This window comes from Alteromonas sp. ABH4_457 (assembly GCF_056160625.1).
This window is the reverse complement of the sequence record NZ_JBSWXN010000002.1, coordinates 407,294-432,797: the sequence shown is the minus strand read 5'-3', so window position 1 is coordinate 432,797 and position 25,504 is coordinate 407,294. Positions and strand designations below refer to the sequence as shown.

The 25,504-nt window shown below is 49.5% G+C and carries 23 protein-coding genes; 13 read left to right on the top strand and 10 right to left on the bottom strand.

Features of this window, described 5'->3' with window-relative positions; genetic code table 11:
* Positions 1-19 precede the first annotated feature (19 nt).
* Entirely contained in the window at positions 20-940 is a 921-nt protein-coding gene (locus ACXAGR_RS05060; RefSeq protein WP_474848500.1) for a carbon-nitrogen hydrolase family protein, read from the bottom strand.
* A gap of 245 nt (positions 941-1,185) precedes the next feature.
* Here ACXAGR_RS05060 and ACXAGR_RS05055 point away from each other — a divergent pair, with 245 nt between their 5' ends.
* Positions 1,186-2,346 (top strand): ROK family protein, encoded by a 1,161-nt coding sequence (locus tag ACXAGR_RS05055; RefSeq protein WP_474848498.1) that lies wholly within the window; start codon positions 1,186-1,188, stop codon positions 2,344-2,346.
* Positions 2,347-2,368: 22 nt separating this feature from the next.
* Here the strand turns inward: ACXAGR_RS05055 and ACXAGR_RS05050 are convergent, their stop codons facing one another.
* Positions 2,369-3,874, bottom strand: a complete 1,506-nt coding sequence (locus tag ACXAGR_RS05050; RefSeq protein ID WP_474848496.1) for a DUF1593 domain-containing protein — start codon at positions 3,872-3,874, stop codon at positions 2,369-2,371.
* A 210-nt stretch (positions 3,875-4,084) separates the two neighbouring features.
* Here ACXAGR_RS05050 and tatA point away from each other — a divergent pair, with 210 nt between their 5' ends.
* The 5 genes from tatA to ACXAGR_RS05025 all read left to right on the top strand — a co-directional run bounded on the left by tatA (position 4,085) and on the right by ACXAGR_RS05025 (position 7,678).
* A complete protein-coding gene (tatA, locus tag ACXAGR_RS05045; RefSeq protein ID WP_474848494.1) occupies positions 4,085-4,327 on the top strand; it encodes a twin-arginine translocase TatA/TatE family subunit in 243 nt (80 codons plus the stop codon).
* Positions 4,320-4,688 carry a Sec-independent protein translocase subunit TatA/TatB gene (locus ACXAGR_RS05040; protein WP_474848492.1) on the top strand — a complete coding sequence of 123 codons (369 nt, stop codon included), beginning with the start codon at positions 4,320-4,322 and terminating at the stop codon, positions 4,686-4,688. The genes tatA and ACXAGR_RS05040 overlap by 8 nt, the downstream gene beginning before the upstream one ends.
* Positions 4,681-5,466: a twin-arginine translocase subunit TatC gene (gene tatC, locus ACXAGR_RS05035; RefSeq protein ID WP_474848490.1), complete on the top strand. Its 786-nt coding sequence runs from the start codon at positions 4,681-4,683 to the stop codon at positions 5,464-5,466. Before ACXAGR_RS05040 ends, tatC begins: the two co-directional genes overlap by 8 nt.
* A 159-nt stretch (positions 5,467-5,625) precedes the next feature.
* Entirely contained in the window at positions 5,626-7,050 is a 1,425-nt protein-coding gene (locus ACXAGR_RS05030) for an alkaline phosphatase PhoX (protein WP_119502999.1), read from the top strand.
* Between the two features lie 76 nt (positions 7,051-7,126).
* On the top strand, positions 7,127-7,678 hold the full coding sequence (locus ACXAGR_RS05025; protein ID WP_474848488.1) for a hypothetical protein: 552 nt from the start codon (positions 7,127-7,129) through the stop codon (positions 7,676-7,678).
* Positions 7,679-7,727: 49 nt separating this feature from the next.
* Here the strand turns inward: ACXAGR_RS05025 and ACXAGR_RS05020 are convergent, their stop codons facing one another.
* The 3 genes from ACXAGR_RS05020 to ACXAGR_RS05010 all read right to left on the bottom strand — a co-directional run bounded on the left by ACXAGR_RS05020 (position 7,728) and on the right by ACXAGR_RS05010 (position 11,479).
* Positions 7,728-8,264 (bottom strand): pilus assembly FimT family protein, encoded by a 537-nt coding sequence (locus tag ACXAGR_RS05020; protein ID WP_474848486.1) that lies wholly within the window; start codon positions 8,262-8,264, stop codon positions 7,728-7,730.
* 273 nt (positions 8,265-8,537) lie between these two features.
* Positions 8,538-10,466 (bottom strand): metallophosphoesterase, encoded by a 1,929-nt coding sequence (locus tag ACXAGR_RS05015; RefSeq protein ID WP_474848484.1) that lies wholly within the window; start codon positions 10,464-10,466, stop codon positions 8,538-8,540.
* Between the two features lie 161 nt (positions 10,467-10,627).
* Positions 10,628-11,479, bottom strand: coding sequence for a helix-turn-helix domain-containing protein (locus ACXAGR_RS05010; protein ID WP_474848482.1), 852 nt, complete (start codon positions 11,477-11,479; stop codon positions 10,628-10,630).
* Between the two features lie 123 nt (positions 11,480-11,602).
* Here ACXAGR_RS05010 and ACXAGR_RS05005 point away from each other — a divergent pair, with 123 nt between their 5' ends.
* On the top strand, positions 11,603-13,861 hold the full coding sequence (locus ACXAGR_RS05005) for a TonB-dependent receptor (protein ID WP_474848480.1): 2,259 nt from the start codon (positions 11,603-11,605) through the stop codon (positions 13,859-13,861).
* A 76-nt stretch (positions 13,862-13,937) separates the two neighbouring features.
* Here ACXAGR_RS05005 and ACXAGR_RS05000 read toward each other — a convergent pair whose 3' ends face one another.
* Both ACXAGR_RS05000 and ACXAGR_RS04995 read right to left on the bottom strand, forming a co-directional pair.
* Positions 13,938-14,630 carry a TonB-dependent receptor domain-containing protein gene (locus ACXAGR_RS05000; protein ID WP_474848819.1) on the bottom strand — a complete coding sequence of 231 codons (693 nt, stop codon included), beginning with the start codon at positions 14,628-14,630 and terminating at the stop codon, positions 13,938-13,940.
* 70 nt (positions 14,631-14,700) lie between these two features.
* A complete protein-coding gene (locus tag ACXAGR_RS04995; protein WP_474848478.1) occupies positions 14,701-15,414 on the bottom strand; it encodes a haloacid dehalogenase type II in 714 nt (237 codons plus the stop codon).
* Positions 15,415-15,561: 147 nt separating this feature from the next.
* On the opposite strand from ACXAGR_RS04995, the gene ACXAGR_RS04990 reads away from it, so the two are divergent.
* The gene (locus ACXAGR_RS04990; protein WP_474848476.1) at positions 15,562-16,437 is read left to right on the top strand and encodes a LysR family transcriptional regulator; all 876 of its coding nucleotides are present in this window, start codon (positions 15,562-15,564) and stop codon (positions 16,435-16,437) included.
* Between the two features lie 67 nt (positions 16,438-16,504).
* Positions 16,505-17,626: a UDP-galactopyranose mutase gene (gene glf, locus ACXAGR_RS04985; RefSeq protein WP_474848474.1), complete on the top strand. Its 1,122-nt coding sequence runs from the start codon at positions 16,505-16,507 to the stop codon at positions 17,624-17,626.
* A 122-nt stretch (positions 17,627-17,748) separates the two neighbouring features.
* On the opposite strand, the gene ACXAGR_RS04980 is transcribed toward glf, so the two are convergent.
* Complete coding sequence (locus ACXAGR_RS04980) at positions 17,749-18,360, bottom strand: Yip1 family protein (RefSeq protein ID WP_474841888.1); 612 nt, start codon at positions 18,358-18,360, stop codon at positions 17,749-17,751.
* 219 nt (positions 18,361-18,579) lie between these two features.
* Positions 18,580-20,481: a M1 family metallopeptidase gene (locus ACXAGR_RS04975; RefSeq protein WP_474848472.1), complete on the bottom strand. Its 1,902-nt coding sequence runs from the start codon at positions 20,479-20,481 to the stop codon at positions 18,580-18,582.
* 207 nt (positions 20,482-20,688) lie between these two features.
* On the opposite strand from ACXAGR_RS04975, the gene ACXAGR_RS04970 reads away from it, so the two are divergent.
* The 3 genes from ACXAGR_RS04970 (at position 20,689) to ACXAGR_RS04960 (ending at position 23,207) form a co-directional block, all read left to right on the top strand.
* Positions 20,689-21,468 (top strand): AsmA family protein, encoded by a 780-nt coding sequence (locus ACXAGR_RS04970; RefSeq protein ID WP_303572265.1) that lies wholly within the window; start codon positions 20,689-20,691, stop codon positions 21,466-21,468.
* A gap of 105 nt (positions 21,469-21,573) precedes the next feature.
* A complete protein-coding gene (locus ACXAGR_RS04965; RefSeq protein ID WP_474848470.1) occupies positions 21,574-22,482 on the top strand; it encodes a D-amino acid aminotransferase in 909 nt (302 codons plus the stop codon).
* Positions 22,482-23,207: a sulfotransferase-like domain-containing protein gene (locus ACXAGR_RS04960; protein ID WP_474848468.1), complete on the top strand. Its 726-nt coding sequence runs from the start codon at positions 22,482-22,484 to the stop codon at positions 23,205-23,207. The genes ACXAGR_RS04965 and ACXAGR_RS04960 overlap by 1 nt, the downstream gene beginning before the upstream one ends.
* Here ACXAGR_RS04960 and ACXAGR_RS04955 read toward each other — a convergent pair.
* Positions 23,204-24,070 (bottom strand): polyphosphate kinase 2 family protein, encoded by an 867-nt coding sequence (locus tag ACXAGR_RS04955; RefSeq protein WP_474848466.1) that lies wholly within the window; start codon positions 24,068-24,070, stop codon positions 23,204-23,206. The genes ACXAGR_RS04960 and ACXAGR_RS04955 overlap by 4 nt on opposite strands.
* Before the next feature lie 88 nt (positions 24,071-24,158).
* On the opposite strand from ACXAGR_RS04955, the gene ACXAGR_RS04950 reads away from it, so the two are divergent.
* Positions 24,159-25,496 (top strand): patatin-like phospholipase family protein, encoded by a 1,338-nt coding sequence (locus tag ACXAGR_RS04950; protein WP_474848464.1) that lies wholly within the window; start codon positions 24,159-24,161, stop codon positions 25,494-25,496.
* Positions 25,497-25,504: the final 8 nt, after the last annotated feature.

Sequence of the window (25,504 nt, the reverse complement as noted above, 5' to 3'; positions counted from 1 at the left end):
GTTGCCTGATTAGTGCTTCTTACCCAGAGTATACCACCGACCTTTTCTCAGATTCATCAACCTGCAGGCTGAACACATCTGGTCTGGCGTAATGGCCGTTTACGTCGAAGTCGTAGCGGGCGCGTTTTAAATCTTCAAGGTCAATGTCTGCGGTGATGAGACCTTCTTCGTTTTTAAGTGGCCCTGCAAGAATGTCGCCCATGGGGCTGACAATAACACTGCCGCCGGCAATTAACGGGCGTTGTGCGTCCCAGTTTTCTACCTTGATGCCTAATGCGTCCGGAGACGGTTGCACCTGACAGGCACTGACCAGAAACATTCTGCCTTCGTGAGCGATATGGCGCATGGAACATTGCCAGATCTCCCGCTCGTCCACGGTGGGCGCACACCAGATATCGACACCTTTGCCATAAAGTGCCATACGAAGCAGGGGCATGTGATTTTCCCAGCAGATAGCACCGGATATCCGCCCGGCTGAGGTATTGATGGCGGGCAGGGTGGAGCCGTCTCCCTGTCCCCAAATCAGACGTTCAGTGCCGGTGGGCATGAGTTTGCGGTGCTTTGCTGCCAGGCCATCTTCCGGCGTGAAATACAGGGAGGAACAGTAAAGCGTCGAACCCTGCTTTTCGATAACGCCAATGACCAGGTTCGTATTCAGGCGCGCTGCCAAATCTGCCAGTTCACGGGTTTCCGGTCCCGGGACGGCGATGGCTTCATCAAAATACTGCTTAAAGGATTCTCTGCCTTCCGGTAAACGGTAGCCAAGACGGGTTCCGAAGATTTCTCCTTTAGGATAGCCACCCAGCAAAGCCTCGGGCATCACCACTAAATCGGTTTGTGCTTCTTCAATAGCGTTTTCAAAACTGAGGATGGCCTCCAATGTCGCCTGAGTGCCCTGTGGTTTAGTGCCAATTTGCAAAGCCGATATACGCTTTTTCATAGAATTCCTTTACGGTGTTGAACAGAGTTTCTGCCGGTTTGTGTGATATGAATCATAGTACGCCGCTTATCGGGAAGACATACACAGATGCTCAGCGCCATCGTAGATCAGATGAACTGAATGTGAATTTCCGGTTTTGAAAAGCGGCGGATAAGGTATTCTAGGCCTACGCAGGTTTTTCGCCTGTTGCGTGGCTTGTGAAAACGGCCTTGTTTTAACTATAGACACTATCGAAATATCAGCTTTTGAACGGAAAAAATAAAGTCGTCACACTACTTCGTCAACAACCATACTCGCGGGTAGCGCTGGCGCAGGCTACCGGTTTGGGTAAACCGGCGTTGACTAAAGTAACCAGAATGCTGGCTGAAGAGGGTCTTATTCGTGAGAACCCGGGCGCTGACACTGACTCCTCAGATCGTGCAGGCAGGCCGGCAACAGAGTTGGCACTGAATGAGGGACATTACTTCAGTGCTGCTATGTACGTTTCGATCGAAGGTGTAAGTGCTTACTTGCAAGATGTTTCAGGAAAAGTGCACCGTTCTTTGAATCAGCCATGGCAGGTATCATTCAAACAAGGAAACCTGTTTTCCCCGTCCGTATTCTCCGCAAAGCTGCAGGCGCTGGTTGGTTCACTTTGTGCCGGCCATGATATTGAAGTAAATGTACTTAAATCGGTATGTATTGCTACTCAGGGTAAAATAGCGCAGCACACCGGCATTATTTATCAGTCGCAATTGCTTGATGAACAAAACGTGCCGCTGGCATCCATGTTAAAAAATGCGCTGGGTGTGCCTGTACATTTGTATAACATTGCCTGGTGCTCGACATTCTGTTTCAACGTCTTTAATCAGTTTGAAGACAGCTATATAGCATTGCTTCTGGGTTATGGTCTGGGTACCGGTATTTGCATTGATGGCAGACTAATTGCCGGACCGGATGGTCTTGCTCCGGAAGTGAGCCATCTGACTTACGATAAGCATGGCCCTGTGTGCTATTGCGGCGCCCGCGGTTGTGCTGAGCAGTACGTCACCTACAACGCGATTTTCGGGCAGGCTGAACAGGCTGGTATTACGCTGGAAGGCGCAACGCCAGTTGAAAAGCTGCACCATATCAGTGAACTGCTCAATGTAGGCAATCCGGCCATGCTGGCCATCATTAATCAGGCAGGGGATGTCCTCGGGCACATTGCCGTGCAGCTAATGGCCATGCTTGATGTGCGGCACATCTACTTAAACGGTGAAACGGCCATTCTGCACGAGTACCTGGGGGCCGCCATCAAAGAAGCGCTTGAGCGTCATGGCAGTACCCAGGCCATTGCATCCCGCCTTTCAATTACTTACGAGCCGGATACTGACGTTGCCACGCGGGGCTTACTGGAATTGACCAACCGCAGCTTTTTAGTTTAGCTGCGGCCACGTTGCAGAATTATTATTCTCTGGTTTTAATGATGATTCGCCGGTAGCTGGTCAGTGCCGGTGTGCCGTTATCTGTTACTGCGAGAATAACGTGCGCTTCACCGCCGTTATCACAGGGTACCGGCGTATCGTGCCACATCTCTCTGCATGCTTTAGTCACGGTAACTTCGCTTTTGCTGCCGGTATTTTTCAGTGAAAGTGCCGCCAGCGCCGGGGTGCCCGGCATGCCGCTGTAGCCTGCTTCTTCATAATGGAACCAGTGCCAGGACAGTTTATTTCCGTCAGGATCTTCTGTGGCAGAAGCGTCCAGAACCAGCGTCTCCCCCTGTTTAACATCAGCGTAAATCACCTCTGTGCCTGTGTTTCCGTTAACCGAAACGATGGGATGGTGGTTTGCTTCCTCAAAGGGCTTGATAGTCCAGTCCATGCGGGCTGCAAAATCATGCTGAAACTGCTCACGCCAGCGCCAGATGGTCGCATGATCCGAGACTACAGTTTCACCGTCTTTGCCTGTAACCATATCGGCAGACGTGACACGGGGGAACCAGTCACCGCCCTGAGTCCAGATTGAATGTGTTTCTCCGTAGGGTTGACGGTAAACATAGCGTCCTCCCCAGCCGCCCCAGGACGGGCTGCGGAAACTGTTCAGTCCGTTAGCAGTTAATCCCAGAAAGGCCGGGGTGTCACCTTCCATAATGAATGCATATCTCAGGTAATGCTTGCCCAGCGGGCCTTTTTTACGGATATTTTCTTCCAGCCACTCATTCGATACGGTGGTGAAGTCAGCACCCTTGCCGTTTTGATAATATTCATCACCGGCGATGCCTGTCCAGGTGGCGTAAGCATATTCACCGCCGTCGGGAGACGAAGGCTTTACGATATAGCTGACATCAGGAAAGTGCTTGCGGATCCACGGCCCGGCATCATCCTGATCAGAAATAGAGTACACGCGAAGCTTCTTCTCAAATGCTTTAAGTTCAGCCTCTGAGCGGTTTGCCTTCACATCCATCAGTGCCTGCGCCAGCGTATTTGCGCCACCCCACACTGTTACCCAAACCGGTCGGGGATCGCTTTTATCGACGGCGGCTATCAGCGCTTCAGAACCCGGGGACGATTGGCCTTTGCCTGTACTGGCCATGCCGTAGCCCGGCTGACCCACATTCACCAGACTTTGCAGATATGCTGCTTCCGGCCAGCCGTCAGCATGTTTCATCAGGTTGCTGCGTACTTCGCCGTAAGCGGAAATAATACCGGCTATGGTGTCTGTTTCCCGCTTTTCTTTCTGCCAGGTAGAAGTAGTTGCAATCAGGCCTTCAAGGTCCAGTTCATTGGAATAGGTCAGCAGGCGCACCATGGACATCTGATCGTCCGGCTCGTTGCCCATATCAGTGAAAACAAACACTCTGGGCTTGCCGGTAAATTCATCCACCGGCGGCGGTGTGTTACTGAGTGCATGAGAGCTCGCAAAAACCAGCAGCGCCAGACTGCTTTTCGATACAACAGAAGTAAACCGTTTCAACGACAGGATCCTTATTCATCACAACACTGGAAATGTGATAAATAAGTTAATTTACTTAGTGAATTAATTCAATGAATAATATGAGCTAGTCAGTAAGAGTTGTCCTGAATTAGCTAAATATCCGGTCTCATCATATCTTCATCATTTCGTCACGTGGCAGTCACAGTTCCCGGACAGCATGGACTTTTACACTGACAAAGGAGACGGGTAATGGGATTGAATCTTTGGCAGATTTTACTGGTACTGCTCATCGTAGTACTACTGTTCGGTCGTGGCCGTATTCCTGCCTTGATGGGCGATATTGCCTCCGGTATCCGCAGTTTCAAACAGGGGTTGCAGGAGGAAGAACAAAGGCTGGATGTAACAGCACCTGCCGGTCAGACAGAGTCAGAATCCACGCAATCCAAACGTGGATCAGAGCAACCGGTGAAAGCCGGTCAACCCCATGCTTGATCTTAGCTGGACTGAGCTTTTTTTCGTGGGTGTGCTGGCCCTCATTATCATCGGCCCCAAAGATTTACCTGAGCTGTTTCAAATTATCGGACGCTTTACCGCAAAGCTGAAGCGCATGTACGCTGGCATGCAGGGCAGCATGAACCAGCTTACGAAAGAAGTGAATATTGTGAACGGCAAAGCGCAACCGGGTGACGAAAGCTGGAAAGCGTTTTTGCCTGAAGATATAAGAAATCTGCCGGCAGATTTTACTCCGGGCTCAATGTCTGCAGAGCAACATGCTGAGCGCCGGAACAAAATTGACGAGGCGCGCAAGCAGGCTGATGAAGCGCGTAAGGCGAAGGAGCAGCGCAATGAATGACGAACAGATCAATAAGTCCACTGCGCCTTTACTTACTCACCTTATTGAGCTTCGTACCCGCCTGCTTTACTGCCTGGCGTTTTTTATGGTGATGTTCGGCGCCGGCTACTATTTCTCTGCTGACATATACCATTTCCTGCAACAGCCATTGCTTCAGCAATTCGGTGAAGGCAGTGAACGGCGAATGATTTATACCGGCTTGCAGGAGGCATTCTTTACTTACCTGAAGCTGGCATTTTTTACTGCTCTGTTTTTCTCGGTGCCGCTTATTCTGATCCAGGTCTGGCGCTTTCTTGCTCCGGGTATGTATCAGCACGAAAGAAAAAGTTTTTTGCCGCTGTTTATTATGACCCCGGTTTTGTTTATTACCGGCGCTGCGCTTGCGTTTTATGTAGTGATGCCGATGGCATGGCAGTTTTTTATGAGTTTCGAAACCGCAGGCGGCAATGAGGCCATCAGAGTCGAACTGGAAGCAAAAGTCAGTGAATATCTGTCGCTGGTGATTAAGCTCATTCTGGCATTCGGACTGAGTTTTGAGCTACCTGTATTTCTGCTTATCCTGGCTAAAACCGGCATGGTAACGGCTGAAACACTAAGACACTACCGGCGCCACGCTATTGTGCTGATATTCCTTGTCGCTGCTTTTATTACACCACCTGATTTAATTTCCCAGATAGCACTGGGTACGCCCATCGTGTTGCTTTATGAAGTATCTGTTTACCTTGTTGCTATGACAGAGCGGCGGGCACAGGCGGCGCAGGAAGCTGCTGAAATATAAATTAAAAAAATCTGTCACGAACATGTAGCCTGCTCGTCAAGAAAATGGCGTCTGAGTGTCATTTTTGCTCCGTAGATTGGTTCCCGGCAAGACCGGATGTTGTCCCCTTTCAGAGGTCGGGGTTCCTACTTCTAAAACCAATCGAACAGGTGCAATAAAATGTCTAAAGAAACAACCGGGATGATTCTGTCCGAAGCGACGGTTAACCGTCGTGATTTTGTAAAAGGCGGTTCTGTTGTTGCTGCCAGTACAGCACTGGCATCACTGTCTGCCAAGGCTGCGACTCTGCCATTTTCTTCTTCTTACGGCCCACTGAGCATGAAAGCCTGTAAAGCAACAGGTCTGGAGTTGCTGGCTTTACCGGATGGCTTTGAATATACCTCTTACGGCTGGACAGGTCAGATCCAGTCTGACCGTAACCCGACACCAACCGACCATGACGGTATGGCAGTGGTTGCTGCAAAGCAAAATATCGTATGTCTGGTGCGTAACCATGAGTTAAGCGAGGGCGAAGGCCACAAGTGTGACCCTGTGGGCGGCCGTGGTATCTACAATCCGGCGCAATATGGCGGTACTACCAACCTGATGTTTGATGTAGTAAATGGTAAGTTCCTGTCTTCCTACAACAGCCTTGGCGGCACAATCCGTAACTGTGCTGGTGGCTCCACACCATGGGGTTCGTGGTTATCCTGTGAAGAGACCTTCCAGGTTGCTCAGGGCATTTATCACGGCTACATCTTCGAAGTTCCAGGTTTTGGTGTATCAGACGGTCAGCCAATCCGTGAGATGGGTCGCTTTACCCACGAAGCTGTGGCAGTGGACCCTGCAACAAGCTTTGTCTACATGACAGAAGACACGGGCACTTCGGCATTTTATAAATTCGAACCTGCAGGCCAGTGGGGTGATCTGAAATCAGGCGGTACGCTTTACGCAATGGTGCTGGATAACACACCACGTGTTGATCTGCGTGGCGGACTGGTTGAAGGCTCAACCTACAACGTAAGCTGGCAGGAAATCCCTGATCCGGACGCATTCAGTGAGTCCTGTTTCAGTCAGGCCAGTGACGCGGCCATCATTCTCCGCGGTGAAGGTTGCTGGTATGACGACGGTAAAATCTACTTCGTTTCTACTTCAGGTGGCGCAGCCGGTCTGGGACAAATTTTCTGTTTCGACCCCCGTCGTCAGCAACTCACGGTTGTTTTTGAATCTACCAGCACGTCAGAAGTCGATGGTCCTGACAATATTGCTGTCAGTCCCCGTGGCAGCATCCTGATGTGTGAAGACGGTGGCTCTGATCCCAAGCGTCTGGTGGGCTTAACACAAAGCGGCGAAACCTTCACGTTCTGTGAAAACCGCATGGAGCTGGATCAGGGTGATCTTGCTGTTATTGACAACATTTACCCCGGCGTTTCAGCCAACTTTACCGACAGCGTGGGTACCAGCACAGATGGTTCTGCCCGCCGCAGCTTTACCAGTCGTGAGTGGTGTGGTGCATGTTTCTATGGCCGCTGGTTATTCGTGAATATCCAGTCTCCGGGTGTCACGTTCGCGATTACCGGCCCGTGGGAAAACGGCGCACTGTAAACCGGAATAAGCATAAAAGTTTAATAAAACAACACGGGGCACATTGCTGCCCCTTTTCAGACTTTAAGGAATAAACATGAAAGCACTGGTATTTTTAGCATCAATGTTACTCGCTGTTCAGGCGAATGCAGCCATTATGAACCTGAGCATTCCGGGTACGGCAAGCGGCTCTCTGAGTGACGAAAGCGGTTGGTTAAACGGTGATACTTCAGCAATTGATTTTTACACGTTCGAATTATCTGCTGACACTGAACTGAGCTTCTCACTGGATACACTTCTTACATCAATGGGCATGAGCCTGTATTCCGGCGAACTGGCGACAGATCCCGGTTTCCTGTTTGACAATGCAGGTGACTTCTCTGATTTCTGGGGTAGCAGCTTAACGTATATCACTGGTACCGACGCTTTCGTACCTGCGGCAGGGACTAATGACCTCGATGCGGGATTACTTACAAGTGGCTGGTACACGCTGGCTGTAGGTGGGAATGAAGGTTTCAGCTTTGGTTCATTCAGTTACACGCTGAATGCAGACGCAGTGACCACCACTGTTTCAGAGCCGTCCACGTTTGTGGTTGCACTGATGATGCTGGCAGGATTGTGCTGGACACGCCGTCAAGGTCGCAACTAAACGCGGCTTTCAATAAATTCAATGGGGGCGCCCGGCGCCCTTTGTTTAATTAACACCCTGAAACATCAACAATAATTTCAGGTGGCTGGTAAGTGTTAACGAAAGTTTCGTAGGAAACATAGCAGGCCGTGGCAACCACTTCGTTATGCCCTACACCCTGGTTAATTTTACCGCGAACGGTGATGTAAATTTCACGGGTGAGATCGCCGCTGGCAGACTGGCCGTTGAAATTATCGGCCCAGGTAAAATCATCAGCACCAAAACTCATCAGCTCCATGATTTCCGGAATGCCGTCACTGTCACCGAAAGAAAGCGCCAGCGGATAGCCTTTATCAAAATAAACGCCGTCAAAATCAAAACCATTATTAAATCCGCCATTTCTTTTGGCGATGATGGCTTTAGTGTGAGCAATGTTCGCGGTGGATTTCAGTGCGCCGGCAAGGGTATTAATAACAGCAGCATTGGCTTCAGATGACAGGTTCACAAAGCGCGGCAATGCCGTGACCGATAATACGCCAAGCATAATGATGACGATGATCAGTTCAATAAGCGTGAATCCGGATTGTCTGGATACCTGATAACGCATTGGCCTGCCCGATTTCTTACCTGTTCAGTCGATAATTTAAATACACCGTAATACTACTTGTTTATGGTAGAGCAGAATCCGGCGTATAGGGTTATCTGTAAATATACCTATGCACGTTGCCTTTAAGCCGCTGAGACCAGGTTTTTCCAGCTAAGTGCTTCATGCTTATAACGGCATGCGTGCGGGAAATATAAGGATAACTTTATTTTTTGCACCTGGCGAAATCCGGCAATACAAGGTAGCCGGATTGAATCGTAAGTGGTAAGCGTTTACTTACTCAATCGAGAACTCATCAAATAATGTCACTTCAGAATCCAAATCACTAGGGTCAAACACATAGCTTTTCACTGTGCCCGTGCTGGTATCAAGGACAGAGAATACCGACAGCACATTGCTGGCAACAAAAGGCAAATTCGGATAGCTGTCATTTTCCATGCTCATGGGACTGAACTGCGTAGGGAAGCTCATTACACGCCCCTGTGGATCACCGTTAGGCGGATAATTTGTTTCTGACCAGCGCGGATTGGCTGAATAAACATCTTCCCAGAAATCAGCTGTAGCCGGACGCCGGTTTGCCGTGTAAGTGCCGGTGGTATCATCGTAATATGCACCATAGCTGTTACCCACATTAGAGCTTTCCAGGTAGTGCAGATCTTCTACCTGCGCGCGGTTCCACAAATGAGAATGGCCGATGTGCACCAGGTCTACACCGTTTTCAAGGAGCAGGGGTTCAATATCGTTCAGCCACACATCACCGGTAAGCGGATACTGGTAACGAATTTCCGTCGCGCTTTCCAGTGACGGCGCGATGGTGTCAGTCCATGTGGCCGGCTCAATAGGGAAGGTGTATTCAGCGACAGATTCACCTCCACTGCCATTGTCCTGTACAACCTGCAGCACCGGCTGTGCAAGCACCGGAACGGTGTTGTCACCCAGTCCGAAAACGCCCTGGTGCGCCATCACCACCTTGTACTTAGCATTTTGAAATGCTTCAGTCTGCATAACATCCGTCAGCCAGGTGTATTGCTCTGACTCAGCATCGAAACGCTCAAACAAAAATTCACCAAATCCCCACTGTGTCGGGTCGGTGTAGTTTTCTGCGTTTTCAACAAATTTGGTTTTGTTGTTCGGGGTAACACTCCACGAACGCCAGATACGGGAGACATTCATAGAAATCAGGAACACGTCTCCAAAAGATACCGCGAAGTATTCTTCGCCGCGGGGGCCATCATTGGGGAAGGAAAAGATATCCAGAAAGCTCATCTGGTTGTGAGAGTGATCGGCGATCCACTGTGCTTTAACCGTTTCATCGTCAGACGGGTTAACGTCGGCTTTAACCTGTTCATAGGCGACTTCTGCAAACCATGCCGGTTGAGGATCACCAAAGCCGCCGTTCAGAGAGTAGCTTTCTTCATCTGGCGTATAACGGCCCATGACCTCATGGTTGCCAATAGTACCGAACACCGGTGCATGCTGGAGAATTTCACCGCCATTGTAGGGAAAGCCAGGCATGTATTGCTGGTAGTGTCCCTGCAGGGCTGGGAAGAATGCAGGCGCATTGTCTTTGGCCTGATCGAACCATTCTGAAGCGCGGTCGGGTACATTCACAAAATCACCGGCAAAGAATACTGCGTCTGGCGTGCCAACGGTTTCCACTACCTTCTGATAGTTTGCGACAACGTTCTTTTTCGACTGCAAATCAGAAGTCAGCAGAATCATTAACGGCTGGCCCGCAACTGGTGCCGGAGCCAGGGTAAAGGTGTCACTGGTAAATGCAAAGCCGTCTTCGTCAGTACTGGACACCGAGTAATCTACCCGTTCTCCCTGCGTCAGCCCGGTCGCAGTGGCTTCATGGCGGTAAACGTCACGATACGTCACTGTTTCGAAGGTCTGATTGTCGATAGCAGAGCCAGAGTCTTCCATCATACGTTCCAGCTTCGTGGTGGTAACATCCGTGATGGTCTGGTCAGCATAGGTTAATGCATGTTCACTGCCTTCGAAATTGGTGAACCACACTACATTAACGCTGGAAGCAGTGGGTAATTGTAAAAACGGGTCTGTGAGCATTTTATGCTCAGGGTTCACGGGAACAGGCACTTCTACTTCAACGGGAACTTCAATTTCAACCGTTTCATCGTCATCACAAGCGGTAAGAGTAAGCAGGAGCCCGAGGGTGCCCGCGACGCGTAACTTCCACAACATGGATACATTCCTTTTGAACGAATTGAGAGAAAAATAGATGGAGTACTGCGCAAACCAGCGTTACAGGATTGAGTGACGTTAGTGAGATATTTTTATTACAGTGGCGTGATGTGTTTGGAATTTTTTATTCTTTGTGGCGGAAAATCTCTGATAAGCACGGTTTAAGATGATAGCTCCGTATCATGCAAATTCCGCTGCTTCCATTGAGAAGGTGCGCATCCTACTACACGGGTAAATGCCGCAGAAAATTTACTTGGATTGCTGTAACCAACCATACCTGCAACATGCGTCACACAATATCCCTGCAGCAGATACCTTTTGGCTTCCTGCATCTTATTCAGCAGAATATATTTGTATGGCGTTGTGCCGGTGCTTCTTTCGATTGCACGGGAGAATTGCCTGGTTCCCATTCCTAAAAGGCCGGCCAGTTCGTCTGTCTTAATTTCCTGTTCAATCTGCGTTTGAATGTAATCAGACAGACAGCTCAATTGCCGGCGACTTAGTCTTGATACCGGTTGTTGCTGTGTAAGGTTGTCAGAGAGGGCTGCAATACGTCGCAAGATAACGGATATGCCTTCTTGCAAAAATGATGTGCAAGGATCTTGCTGCTCAGCACATTCCCACATCGCCAGCGCTACCGTAAGGATTAATTCATCTTCAAGTACAGTAGATTGGTAGCAGTTATTTGCGGGCTGGCAAACATTACAAAACTTCTCAGTATCAATGGCAATGCCCAGCATATTGACATCAGGCGATGAGAATTCACCGTTTTCGTGAGGAGCAGTGATCAAAATACTCCTTTTCTTCCAACGCCACGATCGATTTCCATATTTGACGATACCACCATCAGACAAGCAAACCCCGATTTTGAGATGTCTTCCCGCAACCATTTTTCCTGCAGTTGCAGGGAAGTGTGAGCGAACGAGTACAGCGCTCTCACAGGCCAGACTCATTATAGCCGGTTGTGCAGTGCTACTTTTCAGGCTGTCGACAATAGGGTTTCCGTTATCCATCTGTTTCACCTGGTAAAAATAATAAAAATACCAAAATGGAGTGGTGGGACATTTTGGAGCGGTATTCATTCAGCGGGTTTTTAAACTACGTCACTTTGCAATCAGTAAGGGAATATCTTCAGTATGTTTGAAAAGAGACGGTTAACAAAAACGCTATATGTATCTTCTGGTCTCGGGCTGGCTTTCATTTCTGTCGCAGCGATGTCCAGCGAGTATGCAATATCTGCCAGTAAAGATGAACCTGAACGTATAGAAAAACAGCATAAAGACGCGGTGGGTTCTGATGGCGGAGATGCTATTGAGAAAATTGTCGTTAAGGGGACGAAGCGGGGGACGGAGCTGTTAAAAGCCGATGTTTCGGTAACGGTTATCAATTCAAAAATGATTGATGAAGCGAGAATACGTGATTTTACCCGGATAGATGAACTTGTTCCCAACGTGCAATTTAACGAGTCCGGGCAGACTGGCAGTATTTACATAACGATTCGCGGCGTTGAGTCCAATCCGTTTGTTGTTAACAGAGCCGCGGTGTACATAGATGGCATTCCTTTTCGTGAGCTAAGTAACTCAGTACTTAGTCAGGTTGACTCCATCGAGGTGCTTCGCGGTCCGCAAGGAACGCTTTACGGTGCAAATTCAGAGTCAGGTCTCATCTTAGTTACCACAAAAACACCTTCGGAAGTCATGGAGCAGAACTACCGGGTATCGGCTTCAAGTTACGCCTCTGGCCAGGGCTACGTGGGAACCGGATTCGCCGGCGGACCACTGAATCAAAACTCACTTAGTGGCTCCCTGGCGTTCAGTACATCGATGGAGGATGCCTACGTAAAGAATGCGGGAACGTCCACGGGCGAAAGCGGTGAAATTAAGGAGAACTTCGTTCAGGGTAAACTCCAATGGACGCCAACAGACGCACTTACCGTTAACGCTACGTCTTATTGGCTTGATGAAGATGCGCCGGGTCTGTTCGTACAGCAATATGTGCCGCTAAATATCAATCTGTACAATCAGTTGTATGCAGATACGATGAACGGCGGGCGCCAGATTGATAAGTGGACGGCGTTAGAAGATGCGCCCAAATATACCAATTCGGAAGAATTTGTTGCCGGTATGAGTGTGACCTACGAAACTGAAGTTGGCACTATTGATCTGGCGGCTTCTTATCGTACTCTGGAAGAAGACTCCAAAGGGCTGGATTTTGATCTTACTGCCACGCCGTATGTGTCCGGGCGTGAAGAGAAAAGTGAAGACTACAAAAACATAGAACTGCGCTACAGTTCGCCTGAAAATAGCGTGTTCGATTATATTGTTGGTGTTTCCTACTATGCGGAAAGCGAAGAAAACACCAAGTCGACATTTATGGGGAGTGGCGATCTTGATAGCTATCTGGCCGCTCCTCTACAGTACAAAGAAGGTGAAGACAAAAGTCTCTTTGGGTCATTGAACTGGTATGTAACTGATAAGCTTAAATTTGGCGCAGGGTTGCGTTACGAGCATGCAGAAAGATCTGCGGTACAAACCGCCGGCGCGCTGGATTTAGGTCTTGGAGCCATTACCTACTATCAGGATGCGGACCTTTCGAACACCTTTGAAAACTGGCTGCCACGCATCAGCGCTTTATACCAATTTAATCGCAACCTGTCTTTTCATGCGTCAGTTTCAAAGGGCTATATTCCGGGCGGATTCAACCTTACTGCCATACAGGACGATGTGGTAGATGACAGCATATTGTTTTATGACAGTGAAACGCTGCTCAGTAGAGAAGTCGGTTTCAAGTGGATGTCCGCAGACAGAAAGTGGCGCTCTTCCGGCGCACTATTTTTTATAGAATCAGATAACTGGCAGGAGATTCAGGTCGCTACCGACGCGAATGGTCGCCCTGTCAGCTCTGATTATATCGGCTCCGCCGCATCAGTAGAAAGCAAAGGCGCTGAACTAGAACTGGTCTGGCGACCTGCAGACTCGCTCTCTATAAATAGCCACTTCGGAATTGTGGACGCTGAATACACCGATCTTCAGATTAGTGAGTCACTGAATGCTGCAGGACTGGCGGTTCAGTTTGTTCCCGACTATGATGCCGGAGTGGCTGTCCGGTATGAATTGGATGAGAACTTTTATGTCAGAGCTGAAGCTAACTTTACCGGGAAGACCGCGCTGCGGGCAAAAGGCGATGCCGTCCAGCGGGCAGTCTCGACGCTGGGACTACAGCTAGGGTACGACGGTGGACAGACTGCTATCAGAGTGTTTGGCGAAAATCTGACAGACGAGCGAATTGCCAGCGGGCTTGCCATAGAAAATATGGCTTTTGGCACCGACGGATTGTTTTACAGTCCGCTTGACGCGCCGCGTATCATCGGTGTTGAAGTGGAAGTTTGGTTGTAGCGTTCTGTGAATTTACGGGAATAAAAAGCCGGGCAATGCCCGGCTAACAGTTTCAGGGAAGAAACACGCAGTAAACTTAGAAGTTACCCCGCAGGCCGAGAGAGACGCGGCGACCGGAGAACTCATACATGGTCGGGAAGGCCGGGTCCATGGTGTAACCTTTGGTGGCTTCGTCGGTAATGTTGATGCCTTCCAGTGTCACTTTAAACGTTTCGTTGATGCGGTAGCCTAAAGACACATCGTACTGGCCGTAGGCATCGCGGTATACCGGATACATGTCACGCTCGATATATTCCACGTACTTGTCTTTGTAGTTGTAAGACACGCGGGCATCAAATACGTCGTCTTCGTAGTAGAACGTCACGTTATAGGTTTCGTCAGCCAGCCCTTCCGGCGGCGTAGGAATACCTAAATCAGAAGCGCCTGTTAATGAGTTATCCTTTGCATTCACACCAAATCCGTCGAGCACGTCATGGAAACGGGCGAAAGGCACCTGAACGATAAATTCCAGACCCACTTCCCACTGATCGGCATAAGTAGGCTTAAGATCCGGGTTACCGTCGCGGTATTTAAACTCATTTAAGCTCACGGTACGTTTGTAAGCGATGTCAGTCAGTGCAGGGCGGATGAAGGTTTCTGACGCAGCAGCACGGAACAATAACTCATCGGTAATATCCAGCGTGAAGTTCACGCTTGGCAGGGTTTCTTTGTAATTACCGGATTTGGAGACTGGCGCAGAGGTATAGCCGGTTGAGCCATCGGCGTTGATGAAGATTGGAGAATCAGGCCGAAGGTTCGTGGTGAGCCTGGGCCTGATGTTTTAAGCGTGTTGTTTCTGATTACCGGCCGTACTGCTTGTCGAGAATACCTGTTAATTCGCGCAGATCGTTAACCACATAATCGGGCTCCTGAGCCAGAGGATACATGGCTTTACCCGGACGGGTTACAAAAGCGGCCTGCATACCTGCAGCTTTTGCTCCGGCAATATCCCAGCCGTGAGCCGCTACCATCAGGGCATCTTCCGGTTTAACACCCAGTTGCTTCAGTGCCCAGGCATAGGCGCGGAGATCAGGCTTGTAAATCTGAATATCTTCAATGCTGTAACGGGCATCAAAAAAGTCTGTCAGGCCGGCGTTTTCAAACTGGGTTTTCACACCGTAGTTGGACGAGTTGGTTAAACTGACAATCTTATAGCCCCGTGCTTTTAAATCTTTCAGCCCTGATTTTACGTCCGGGTGCGGTGGCAAACTGAGCAGTGGCGTCACAATGCTTGTTTTGGCTTCTTCTTCCGTGATGTCTATGCCATTGGTTTCTGCCACCATCATTAATGCTGCCACGCCAATTTTCCCGAAGTCCTGATATTCCCCTGACACGGTTGATACCAGTGAGTGGTGCAACATGGTTGAGAACCACAGGGGAAGCAATGATTGCTGACCATTGAGGGCTTCGCCTACTGATTCACGCATTGCTTCCATATCCAGAAGGGTTTCGTTAACGTCAAAAATGATCACTTTGGGTTGTGATGGCATGGTGTCAGCCTCCGCATTGTTCATAACCGTTACCAGTAAGGTGACGGTAATAAAAAGAATATGTCTCAATGTATGTTGTTCCTACGATGGTGGTGTACATAACGATTTTATTGTTTTAATTTCTTAAAAGAAGCCCTGTAAATCGAAACCTGTGTTTAAGATATTTAAAGTATGTATAGCCTGAATGAACTTGAAACCTTCATCGCCATTGTGGAAAACAAGGGGATTCACGCTGCTGCGTCTGTACAGCAAGTGTCACCTGCCACGGTGAGCCTGCGGTTGAGTAAACTTGAAAAGGCACTGTCCACGGTGCTGGTCTTTCGTGACAGCAGAAAGTTTGCTTTGTCGCCGGCAGGTGAGGTGTTTTACCAACGTGTGGGAGACATTCTGGAAGCATTGCGGGATGCGGAATATCAGATTGGTGCGAGGGGCTCGTCTGTCAGTGGCATTCTGCGGGTTACCATGCCGCCCTGGGTATTTTCAAAATTTGTGATGCCAAAACTTATGGAATTTGAGCAGGCGTATCCGGATCTTAAGCTGGATTTTCTGATCAACGACCAGTTCGTCAATGTGGTTGAAGATAAGCAGGATGTTGCCATCAGGGTAGGCAAACTGGCTGACTCGGGCTTATTAGCGAGGAAACTGGCAAATAATTCCCGTTTGTTGTGCGCTGCACCTGAATATCTGGCCCGGTCCGGCCATCCCCGCAGTATTGATGATTTGGCGGCGCATCGCTGGGTTGTACTTCCCTGGCAGCGCCAGTTGAAAATACAGGAAGGAGAACACAGCCGGACGCTGAATGTGAACGCGCGGTTTACTGTGTCGAACTCCGACAACATGACGCAGGCTGTGCTGGCCGGTCACGGTTTGGGGATAAAATCTTATATTGCGGTTAAAGATGAATTAGCCCGCGGTCAGCTGGTGGAAGTATTACCGGAAGCACTGGCAGATAACGACGCGCCGGTATGGTTTCTCAAGCCGCAGAACAGCTTAACCACACGCAAAACCGAAGCCTTTTATGATTTTATGAAAGGGCTGTTTGCCTGATAGCGCAGCCTTTTCAACAACTTTGGGTATATACTGTTAACGGATATACAAAACAGCGGATTGTCTGATGACAAAACAACAATATGATTATCTGATCGTCGGTGCGGGCCTGTTCGGTGCCGTGTTTGCCAGAGAAGCGCGCCTTGCCGGAAAGTCCGTTCTGATCATTGATAAGCGTGATCACAAAGGCGGTAATATTTATTGTGAAAACGTGGCAGGCATCAACGTGCACAAGTACGGCGCACATATCTTTCACACCAGTAATCAGCGGGTATGGGATTATGTGAATCAGTTTGTCAGCTTCAACCGCTATGTAAATTCTCCTGTCGCCAATTACCGCAACAAGCTTTATAACCTGCCATTTAATATGAATACCTTTTACCAGTTGTGGGGAGTCACTACCCCTGCAGAGGCAAAGGCAAAAATTGAAGAGCAACGTGCCCCTTACCGTCAAACTGAGCCCCAAAATCTGGAAGAGCAGGCGTTATATCTCGGTGGCAAAGATTTGTACGAAACACTCATTAAAGGCTATACGGAAAAGCAATGGGGGCGACCGGCGACGCAGATCCCGTCCTTCATCATTAAACGTTTGCCATTCCGGTTTACTTTCGACAATAACTACTTTGACGACCTTTATCAGGGGATCCCTCATGGTGGCTACAACGCGCTGATTGACGGGCTGCTCGAAGGCATAGAAGTGAGAACCGGTGTGAACTTCTTTGAAAATCGTGAGGATTGGGAAGCGCTGGCCGGTAAAGTGCTCTACACCGGTAAAATTGATGAATTTTTTGATAAGTGCTTAGGGGAGCTGGAATACCGCAGCCTGCATTTTGAAACCGAAGTACTGGACTGCGAGAATTATCAGGGTAACGCGGTAATTAACTACACCGAAGCTGAAGTGCCCTGGACACGCATTATTGAACATAAGCATTTTGAATTCGGTGAACAGGAAAAAACCGTGATAACGCGGGAGTTCCCACATGAATTCAGCAAAGATAACGAACCTTACTACCCCATCAATGATGCCAGAAATAACGCCATGCTGGCAGAATACAAAGCGCTGGCGGCAAAGCCTGAAAATGCAGCTAAGTACCTCTTCGGCGGGCGGCTGGCAGACTACAGATACTACGATATGGATGATACCGTAGAAGCCGCGCTGGCACTGACTGACCAGATGTTCGGCGGGTAGAAAATAGTTGCCGCAAAAGGTGAAACTGCCCCCGGAGCCGGAAACAAAAAAAGCGGGCCCGGGCCCGCAGTAACAGAGGAATGAAACTATTGTTCAATCCGTGATGAATAATGCACTTAATGCTAGTGGAAGAAGTACCACATAATGCTGTGCTCCGAGCCCATGCTCCACAGAGCAACGGCCACTATCATTAATGCTTCCAGCACCAGCACACCCATGCAGAGCGTCGACGTGGAAAGGATGAAGCCCTCTTTATGGCTGATACCCAGGAAGCTTGGTGTACCTGCATAAAGCAGATAAGCCGTGTACACCAGGCCCGCTGCCACTGCTGTTACGCAAAGCCAGAACACAGGGTAAATAGCAAACACGCCGCTCATGAATAACGGGGTTGCTGTGTAGCCGGCAAATACGATGCATTCTGCCCGTGACGGGCGTTCAGGGAATCGTCTTGCCATCCAGTGAATAATACTGCCAACCGCAGCTACGGCTAATAAAATCAATGCATAGAATGCGGCGCCCAGCACCAGTCCGCTGGCGACAGAAACCTGAAAGACTTCCTCACCGCCAAAAGTCCAGCCAAACTGTGTGGTGCCGATGAAGGAACAAACCACGGGGATAAGCGCGTACCAAAGTACATGGTGGGTATATAAATGGCTAACCGTTTCATGTTCTTCATTAATGGAACGCCATTCTTTATCGGGATGATGAATCAGTCCCCATATGTGATTGCTCATAGTCAACACTCCTGCTGGTCAAAGAACGTACACTCTTAGTATTAACATAAAATAAACATATGGCTATAGTTTTTAACATTTTATCGGAGAGGGTTTTTGTTCGCTTTGGTTATAAAGAAGGCTGACGGGCGGCGTTTTCAGAACAAAAGTGATAAAAAAAGCCGTATCACCTTTCGCTGATACGGCCTTATGACGTTTATTTAATGCTAAATAAGGATGTCAGTCCTCTACGAAGCCTTCATTCGCATGCACCGTCAGCGGGTGATAGCCGGGTTTGGCTTCCTCAAATGCCTTTTTCGCAAACGCTTTCCCTTCCTGTGTTTGCGACAGCGCCCGGTAGAGCGGTTTCACCAGCTTATTCCGGCCTATTTCAACCAGGTAATCATGCAAACGGGGCCAGGCCGGCTTGTATTCATTCTGTACGGCAATCATCAGCCAGCTGTGCGCAATTTCGTTATTGTGGCTGTTGGTAAGGTCAAAGGCAGAATCCAGATCTTTTAACTGCGCAGCAGACAGTGAAGAAGGCATATTATTCAGGAAATACAGCCATTCGTGGGTTGTCCAGTTTGCTGTTTTGATGTCTGCAGCAGGCTTATCGCCATTTAACCAGGCAGTGCGCTGACTGTCCACCTTATCGAAGGCATCAGACGCCGGTACAGGTGCACCATCAGGAATGCCCGGCTTAAACACCCATTCTTCGATGCGTTGCTTGTCGAGCTTGTCCGGATATTGTTTCAGCAGGGTGTCTTCCAGATACGCCATGAAGGTGTCAGTGGTGATACTCCGGAAAGCAAAATGCTTGAAATACTGCATCAGGAAAGCGTCGAAGTTTTCACGGCCCACCTTTTGTTCCAGTTCACGGAGAAACAGCGCACCTTTTTCGTAAGGGATATCTGAAAATACATCGTCAGGATTGCGCCCGCGTAAATCTACGGCAAGTATTTCATCATTGGCCGGCAGCGCAGCGATATCTGCTTCAAGGCTCTGATAGCCCAGTACCGCCTCCATGTTAAAGCGGTCTGTACCGTACAACATTTCCATAATGCGGTAAGTCAGATAGGTGGTAAAACCCTCATTCAGCCACAAATCCCGCCAGGTGGCGTTGGTCACAGTATTACCCGACCAGCTGTGCGCCAGCTCATGGGCAATGAGGGAAACCAGACTTTTATCGCCGGCTATAACCGTAGGGGTGATGAATGACAGACGGGGGTTTTCCATACCACCAAAAGGAAAGGAGGGTGGCAGGATAAGAAGGTCATAACGGTCCCAGCTGTAGGGGCCGTAGGTTTTTTCTGTCAGCTCCAGCATGCTTTCCGTGTCTTCAAACTCGGCGGCGGCTGCATCGAGAATTTCAGGCTCGGCGTACACGCCGGTACGTTCACCCATAGGCTTGAACTCAAGATGACCAATGGCCAGGGCAATCAGGTAAGAAGGTACAGGCTGAGGCATGGTAAAGCTGTAATCGCCGTCACGGGGCGTATCAGGGTCATTCGACGCACTCATGACTGCCAGTAGATCTGCCGGAGTATGAATACGGGCGTCGTAAGTGACTCTGACCTGAGGTGAATCCTGCAGCGGAATGAAACTGCGGGCATGAATGGCCTGAGCCTGAGTGAACAGGAACGGGTGTTCTTTGCCCTGAGTCTGTGCCGGAGTAAGCCACTGCACGCCGGATGCTTCCGGTGAAGTCACATAGTCGATGGTGACAGCGCTGGCCGATGTAGGTAAGGCTATCGACAGGGGAGAACCCAGATTTTCGTCCTCTTCACCCAGTGTAAACTCAACGGCTTTACCATTTGCGGTTACCTGTTTGATATCCAGCGCGCGGGTATCAACGATTAACGTGTCTGCATCCGGTTGAATACGGTCGAAATCCAGCGTCACTGAACCGGTAAGCTCACGGTTGTCGAAGTCTGCGGTTAAATCCAGAGCCAAATGTGTTACCCGCACTGCGTCAGGGTTCGAAAATGAATGATAATCCGTACCTGATGCTATCGTGGATTGGTGTCCAGTGTGTTGTGCACTGGCTGGTTTTGATTCTGTCGTTGTGGTGTTGTCTGCCGGCTGGGAGCAAGCAAATAACAGCGGTGCTGATGCCAGCACCCATGAGAGTTTATTCATTGCTTTCCTTTACTCTTCAAATTAGTCTTATGACTGCAAAAAGACGTTGTCTGATGCAGTGTTGTGATCACAATAACAGGCAGTGGTCGTATGGAAAACCTAAACGCCGTAAACCGTGTAAAGCAGTCGTTCAAACACTGATACAGGGAATACGCGCAAATGCCGTGAACAGTGCGGTATTTAATCTCATTTATGCAGGGAGAAGTAATGAAGAAAGTTCTGGTTATTTTATTGCTGGTTATTGTAGTGATTGCCGGCGGTGTGGTTTATCTGGCCAGTGGGGCCAATGACTTTATCCGCGAACAAATTGAAACACAGGGCACAAAATATCTGGCTACGCCGGTTACCGTGTCAGCTGTGGATTTGTCTTTCAGTGACGGGCGTCTGACTATCACTGACATTGATGTAGAAAATCCTGACGGATTCAGTGAAGAAGATGCATTCAGCCTTGATGGTGTGACATTAGATCTCGCCGGGGCTACCGAAGAGCCTTACCGCATCCAGGAAGTGACTGTAGACGGTCCGGAAATCCTGTACGAAGTAGACGCATCCGGACAGGGCAACCTGATGGTCATTAAAAAGAATTTGATGGCTAACCTGCCTCAGGGCGACAGCCAGCCTGCAGAGCCATCTTCCGCTCCGGCGCCAAAACTGATTGTGGATGCGGTAACGGTGAGTAACGCGAAGCTGAAACTGAATTTTGAAAACCTGGAAACCGGTGATTTCAAAATTGATAAGAAAGCGTATGAAGTCACTCTGCCAACGTTCAGTGCCGGTGCCATTGGTCAGCCTGACGGTTTACCGGCTGATCAGGTCGGTGCGGCTATCGTAAACCAGATGCTGGATAACGCCATCAAGCAGGCAAAAGCCGAAGCGAAAAAAGTACTGGCAGAAAAAGCCAAAGAGAAAGTGCAGGAAAAAATCGATGAAGAAAAAGAGAAGTTAATGGAGAAAGGCAAAGACAAGCTGAAAGATCTGTTTAACTAATCATCGCTTAATATCATCGCAAATACCGGCGGTACGACTTTACTTTACGGGTCGTCAGCCGGTATTTTTGTTTTTCTGGCTGTACAAAAAAAGGAAAAACAATCAATGAGTATGGCGGATGTCTCTACCCATACCGCAGCGGAAGATGCGCGTAATGATGATATTCTCATTTATGTGAACGGTGACATTGTTCACCGCGACGAAGCCAAAGTGTCGGTATACGACAGTGGCTTTATGTTAGGTGATGGCATCTGGGAAGGCTTGCGGTTATACGACGGCAAATGGGCTTTTCTGGATGAGCATATGGACCGGCTTTTTGAAGCGGCAAAAGTGGTCGACATGGATTTAGGCATGACCAGGGCGCAGGTTACAGAGGCGTTGGAAGCCACCCGTAAAGCCAATGATATGCACACCGATGTACATGCAAGGCTGATGTTTACCCGTGGCAAAAAGAAAAAGCCGTTTCAGCATCCGGCGCTTTCTGTGCACGGCCCCACGCTGGTTATCATTTGTGAGCACTCCAAAGCGTCCATTGCGCGGCCTATCAAGCTGGCTACTGTGCCGCATATGCGTGGCCTGCCCATGACGCAGGATCCCAAACTCAACTCTCATTCCAAGCTCAATTGCATTCTGGCCTGTATTGCTGCAGAAAAAGCCGGTGCCGATGAAGCGCTGATGCTGGATGTAAACGGGTTTGTAAACACAACCAACGCCTGTAATTTCTTTATTGTACGAAAAGGCGAGGTCTGGACCTCTACCGGCGATTACTGCATGAACGGTATCACCCGGCAGAAAGTGATCGATGTGTGTGAGCGGATTGGCCTGACGGTGCATCAGCGCAATTACTCGCTGGTTGAAACCTATGGTGCTGACGAGGCCTTTCTTACCGGTACGTTTGGCGCACAGACGCCGGTATCCCACATTGATGGCAGAGCAATTGGCGATGTGCACCCGGGACCGGTCACGCAGCAGATAAGAGAGGCGTATTATCAACTGGTTAAGGAGTCACACTGATGCGAATTGCTATGTGGTCCGGCCCCAGAAACTTATCGACAGCGATGATGTATGCGTTTGCCGCCCGCAGTGACTGCGCGGTAGTTGACGAGCCCTTTTACGCGGCGTATCTGAAGGAAAGCGGGGAAGTGCACCCGATGCAGGAAGCGATACTGGCATCGCAACCACAGCGTGCTTCTGAGGTTATTGCGCAATGCCTGGGTCCGGTCCCTGACGGTAAAGATATTTTCTATCAGAAGCACATGTCACATCACATGTTACCCGCATTTCCGCTGGCCTGGACAGACGATGTGATTAACGTGTTTCTGCTACGTCATCCGGCAAGGGTGATTGCCAGTTACAATGAAAAGCGGGAGAAGCCGGTACTGGATGATATCGGCATCCGTCAGCAGGCGGAGTTATTTAACCGCCAGATGACGCTGAACGGCGAACCGCCGGTGGTGATTGACAGTGACGATTTGCTGACCGATCCGGCAACAGGGCTGCAGGCGCTGTGTGAAGCCATCGGTATACCTTACGATGCGGGCATGCTCAGCTGGCCGGCTGGTGGCAACAAAGCTGACGGCGTCTGGGCAGCGCACTGGTACAATGCGGTGTGGGCGAGTACCGGACTTAAATCTACTACCCGTAAGCCTGTACCGGTACTTTCAGAGGCACTACAGGAAGTTTGTGAGCAAGCGCTTCCTTACTATTATCAGCTTGAGAAATACAAGCTGACGTTTTAATTATCCTGATCTGAGAGTTGCGGCTCCGGCGTGTCGGTATCCGGCACACTTATCCCCAATTTTCGCTCTGCCAGACGGATGAGCTTCTCATCCGGTGGCGGGGGCGTGATGTCGGTGCCTCTTCGCAAAGCCTTAACAACCTTCTTTAAAACTTCCACCCGTGCATACCATTTGTGTTCGGCTTGTATCAGATGCCAGGGAGCAAGGCGGGTATCCGTTTCATCAAACATGTCTTCGGTGGCTGATGCGTAATCAGTCCACTTACTGCGGTTGCGGATATCTTCTTCTGTAAGCTTCCAGCGTTTGTAGGGATTATGCAGCCGCTCTTCGAACCGGCGTAGCTGCTCGTCGGGTGAGATGTGTAAAAACAGCTTAATGATGCGGACACCATCATCAGACAGCATCCGTTCAAATTCATTAATTTCCCGGTAGGCCCGTTGCCAGGCATCATCCGGTGTCAGTTGTTCCACTCTTTCTACCAGTACGCGGCCATACCAGGAACGGTCAAAAATGGCGATACGGCCTGGCTTGGGTAACCTTGCCTGAAACCGGTATAAATAGTGCCTTCCCTGTTCTTCAGCGGTGGGGGCTGCAATGGGGTGCACGGCAAACCCTCTGGGATCCAGATGGCCGGTCAGACGCCTGATGGCGCCGCCTTTACCGGATGCATCCCAGCCCTCGAAAACCACAATTGCCCGTTTTTTCTGGTGATAAATGGCCTGCTGAACATGCAGCAGTTTTTTCTGCCATTTTTTCAGTTCTTCCCGGTAGTGCTGCTTTGAGCCAATCAGTGGCGCATCTTCACCGTGGGGTAAACGCAGAGTTCTGTGTCTTAATTCAATCTCAGAGACGGTTTTATTCATAAATGGTATTGGCTTAGTACAGAATGACCATTGCATTAATCCTACCCTGCGTTAGCATGTTGAACAAATTATGGACAGGGAGGCTGTAATGAACGCGCAAACTACACCGGCTAAGTCTGTGAAGGACATATTGTCGGCCTATTCAATCCCGGCTGAGTTGAAAAGCAAAGCCTGGTCAGATGTATATTTCGAAAAAGACGGTGAAAAGTACTATTTCGTCGACCTTGTGATGGAAGGCGGCGGCATGCTCGGGCTTGGTCTCGTGGGTTATACCTACGTGCTTGAACAGTGTAATATCCGTTTTCGTAAAATAGCCGGCACGTCTGCCGGTGCAATCAATGCGATAGGGCTGAGTGCAGCCGGTACGCCTGATCAGCCTAAAACCATGGCGATTGCAGATGTGCTGGATGAAGTTGCATTTTTCAGTTTTGTCGACGGACCTAAAGCCGTCAGGGATGTGGTGCAGAATCCCGGTGGCGGTAATATGTTCAGTAAAGGCTGGCGCTGGACGAAGGGTGTAATTTCCGGTTACAAACGGCTGAAAGCAAAGCGGGGATTAAACCCCGGTCAAACCTTTTACGACTGGATGGAACGTAAAGTATTGGAGCCTTTCGGCACGGCACATCTCACCGGTCTGGTATCAAAATGGATGCTGCCGGCAACGGTTACCCTGAACCATCCGCCACGGTTCGCATATGATAAATCGGCCCCGTTCGGCGGACTGGCAGTAAAAGCCAGTTGTATGGCTGTCGGTGTTGAGGTGACCTTTCCTAAAGACGCCGACTTATTCTACCGCCCGGAAAACGATGCGCCCGTTGCAGATTTTGCCCGTGCCAGCATGTCTATTCCCATCTTTTTTGATCCCTTCACGCTGACAAACATTCCCCCTTACAGCGATGTGAAAGACCGTCTTCAACGGGATTTTTCAGTGACGCTGAAAGACCCTCAGAAGTATGGCGAGTCGGTCTCCTTCGTCGACGGCGGCCTGTTATCAAATTTTCCCTTTGACGAATTTCACGCGAAACCCAGTAAGGTTCCTTCGATGCCCACGTTCGGTGCCAAGCTGGGCTTTGATGTAGACCGTTTCGATAATTCATCACTGCTGAACTTTATCTCCAATGTGGTGGATATTGCCAAAGGCAACACTGATAAAGAATACCGCCATGAGCATTTTGAAGACTACAACCGGGTGGTGAAGGAAATTGATACAACAGACATTGGCTGGCTCGACTTTGATATGTCGCCGGAAGACAAAGAAAAGCTGATTGTAAATGGCTGTGATGCGGCTGTGGCGTTTCTGAAGTCATTTGACTGGGAAGAGTATCGTGCATTCCGACAGAAAAATGCGGCAGACCTTATTGCCAGCATTACGGGACAGCCTCCTGAACCAGAACCTGAAAGCACCGAACCGGCAATTCCGGCATAAGGTGTGAA

Coding starts and splice junctions, on each gene's coding strand:
- ACXAGR_RS05060 (WP_474848500.1), bottom strand. CDS start 940: ATGAAAAAGCGTATATCGGCTTTGCAAATTGGCACTAAACCACAGGGC.
- tatA (WP_474848494.1), top strand. CDS start 4,085: ATGGGATTGAATCTTTGGCAGATTTTACTGGTACTGCTCATCGTAGTA.
- ACXAGR_RS05040 (WP_474848492.1), top strand. CDS start 4,320: ATGCTTGATCTTAGCTGGACTGAGCTTTTTTTCGTGGGTGTGCTGGCC.
- tatC (WP_474848490.1), top strand. CDS start 4,681: ATGAATGACGAACAGATCAATAAGTCCACTGCGCCTTTACTTACTCAC.
- ACXAGR_RS05030 (WP_119502999.1), top strand. CDS start 5,626: ATGTCTAAAGAAACAACCGGGATGATTCTGTCCGAAGCGACGGTTAAC.
- ACXAGR_RS05025 (WP_474848488.1), top strand. CDS start 7,127: ATGAAAGCACTGGTATTTTTAGCATCAATGTTACTCGCTGTTCAGGCG.
- ACXAGR_RS05020 (WP_474848486.1), bottom strand. CDS start 8,264: ATGCGTTATCAGGTATCCAGACAATCCGGATTCACGCTTATTGAACTG.
- ACXAGR_RS05015 (WP_474848484.1), bottom strand. CDS start 10,466: ATGTTGTGGAAGTTACGCGTCGCGGGCACCCTCGGGCTCCTGCTTACT.
- ACXAGR_RS05010 (WP_474848482.1), bottom strand. CDS start 11,479: ATGGATAACGGAAACCCTATTGTCGACAGCCTGAAAAGTAGCACTGCA.
- ACXAGR_RS05005 (WP_474848480.1), top strand. CDS start 11,603: ATGTTTGAAAAGAGACGGTTAACAAAAACGCTATATGTATCTTCTGGT.
- ACXAGR_RS04995 (WP_474848478.1), bottom strand. CDS start 15,414: ATGAACAATGCGGAGGCTGACACCATGCCATCACAACCCAAAGTGATC.
- ACXAGR_RS04990 (WP_474848476.1), top strand. CDS start 15,562: ATGTATAGCCTGAATGAACTTGAAACCTTCATCGCCATTGTGGAAAAC.
- glf (WP_474848474.1), top strand. CDS start 16,505: ATGACAAAACAACAATATGATTATCTGATCGTCGGTGCGGGCCTGTTC.
- ACXAGR_RS04980 (WP_474841888.1), bottom strand. CDS start 18,360: ATGAGCAATCACATATGGGGACTGATTCATCATCCCGATAAAGAATGG.
- ACXAGR_RS04975 (WP_474848472.1), bottom strand. CDS start 20,481: ATGAATAAACTCTCATGGGTGCTGGCATCAGCACCGCTGTTATTTGCT.
- ACXAGR_RS04970 (WP_303572265.1), top strand. CDS start 20,689: ATGAAGAAAGTTCTGGTTATTTTATTGCTGGTTATTGTAGTGATTGCC.
- ACXAGR_RS04965 (WP_474848470.1), top strand. CDS start 21,574: ATGAGTATGGCGGATGTCTCTACCCATACCGCAGCGGAAGATGCGCGT.
- ACXAGR_RS04960 (WP_474848468.1), top strand. CDS start 22,482: ATGCGAATTGCTATGTGGTCCGGCCCCAGAAACTTATCGACAGCGATG.
- ACXAGR_RS04955 (WP_474848466.1), bottom strand. CDS start 24,070: ATGAATAAAACCGTCTCTGAGATTGAATTAAGACACAGAACTCTGCGT.
- ACXAGR_RS04950 (WP_474848464.1), top strand. CDS start 24,159: ATGAACGCGCAAACTACACCGGCTAAGTCTGTGAAGGACATATTGTCG.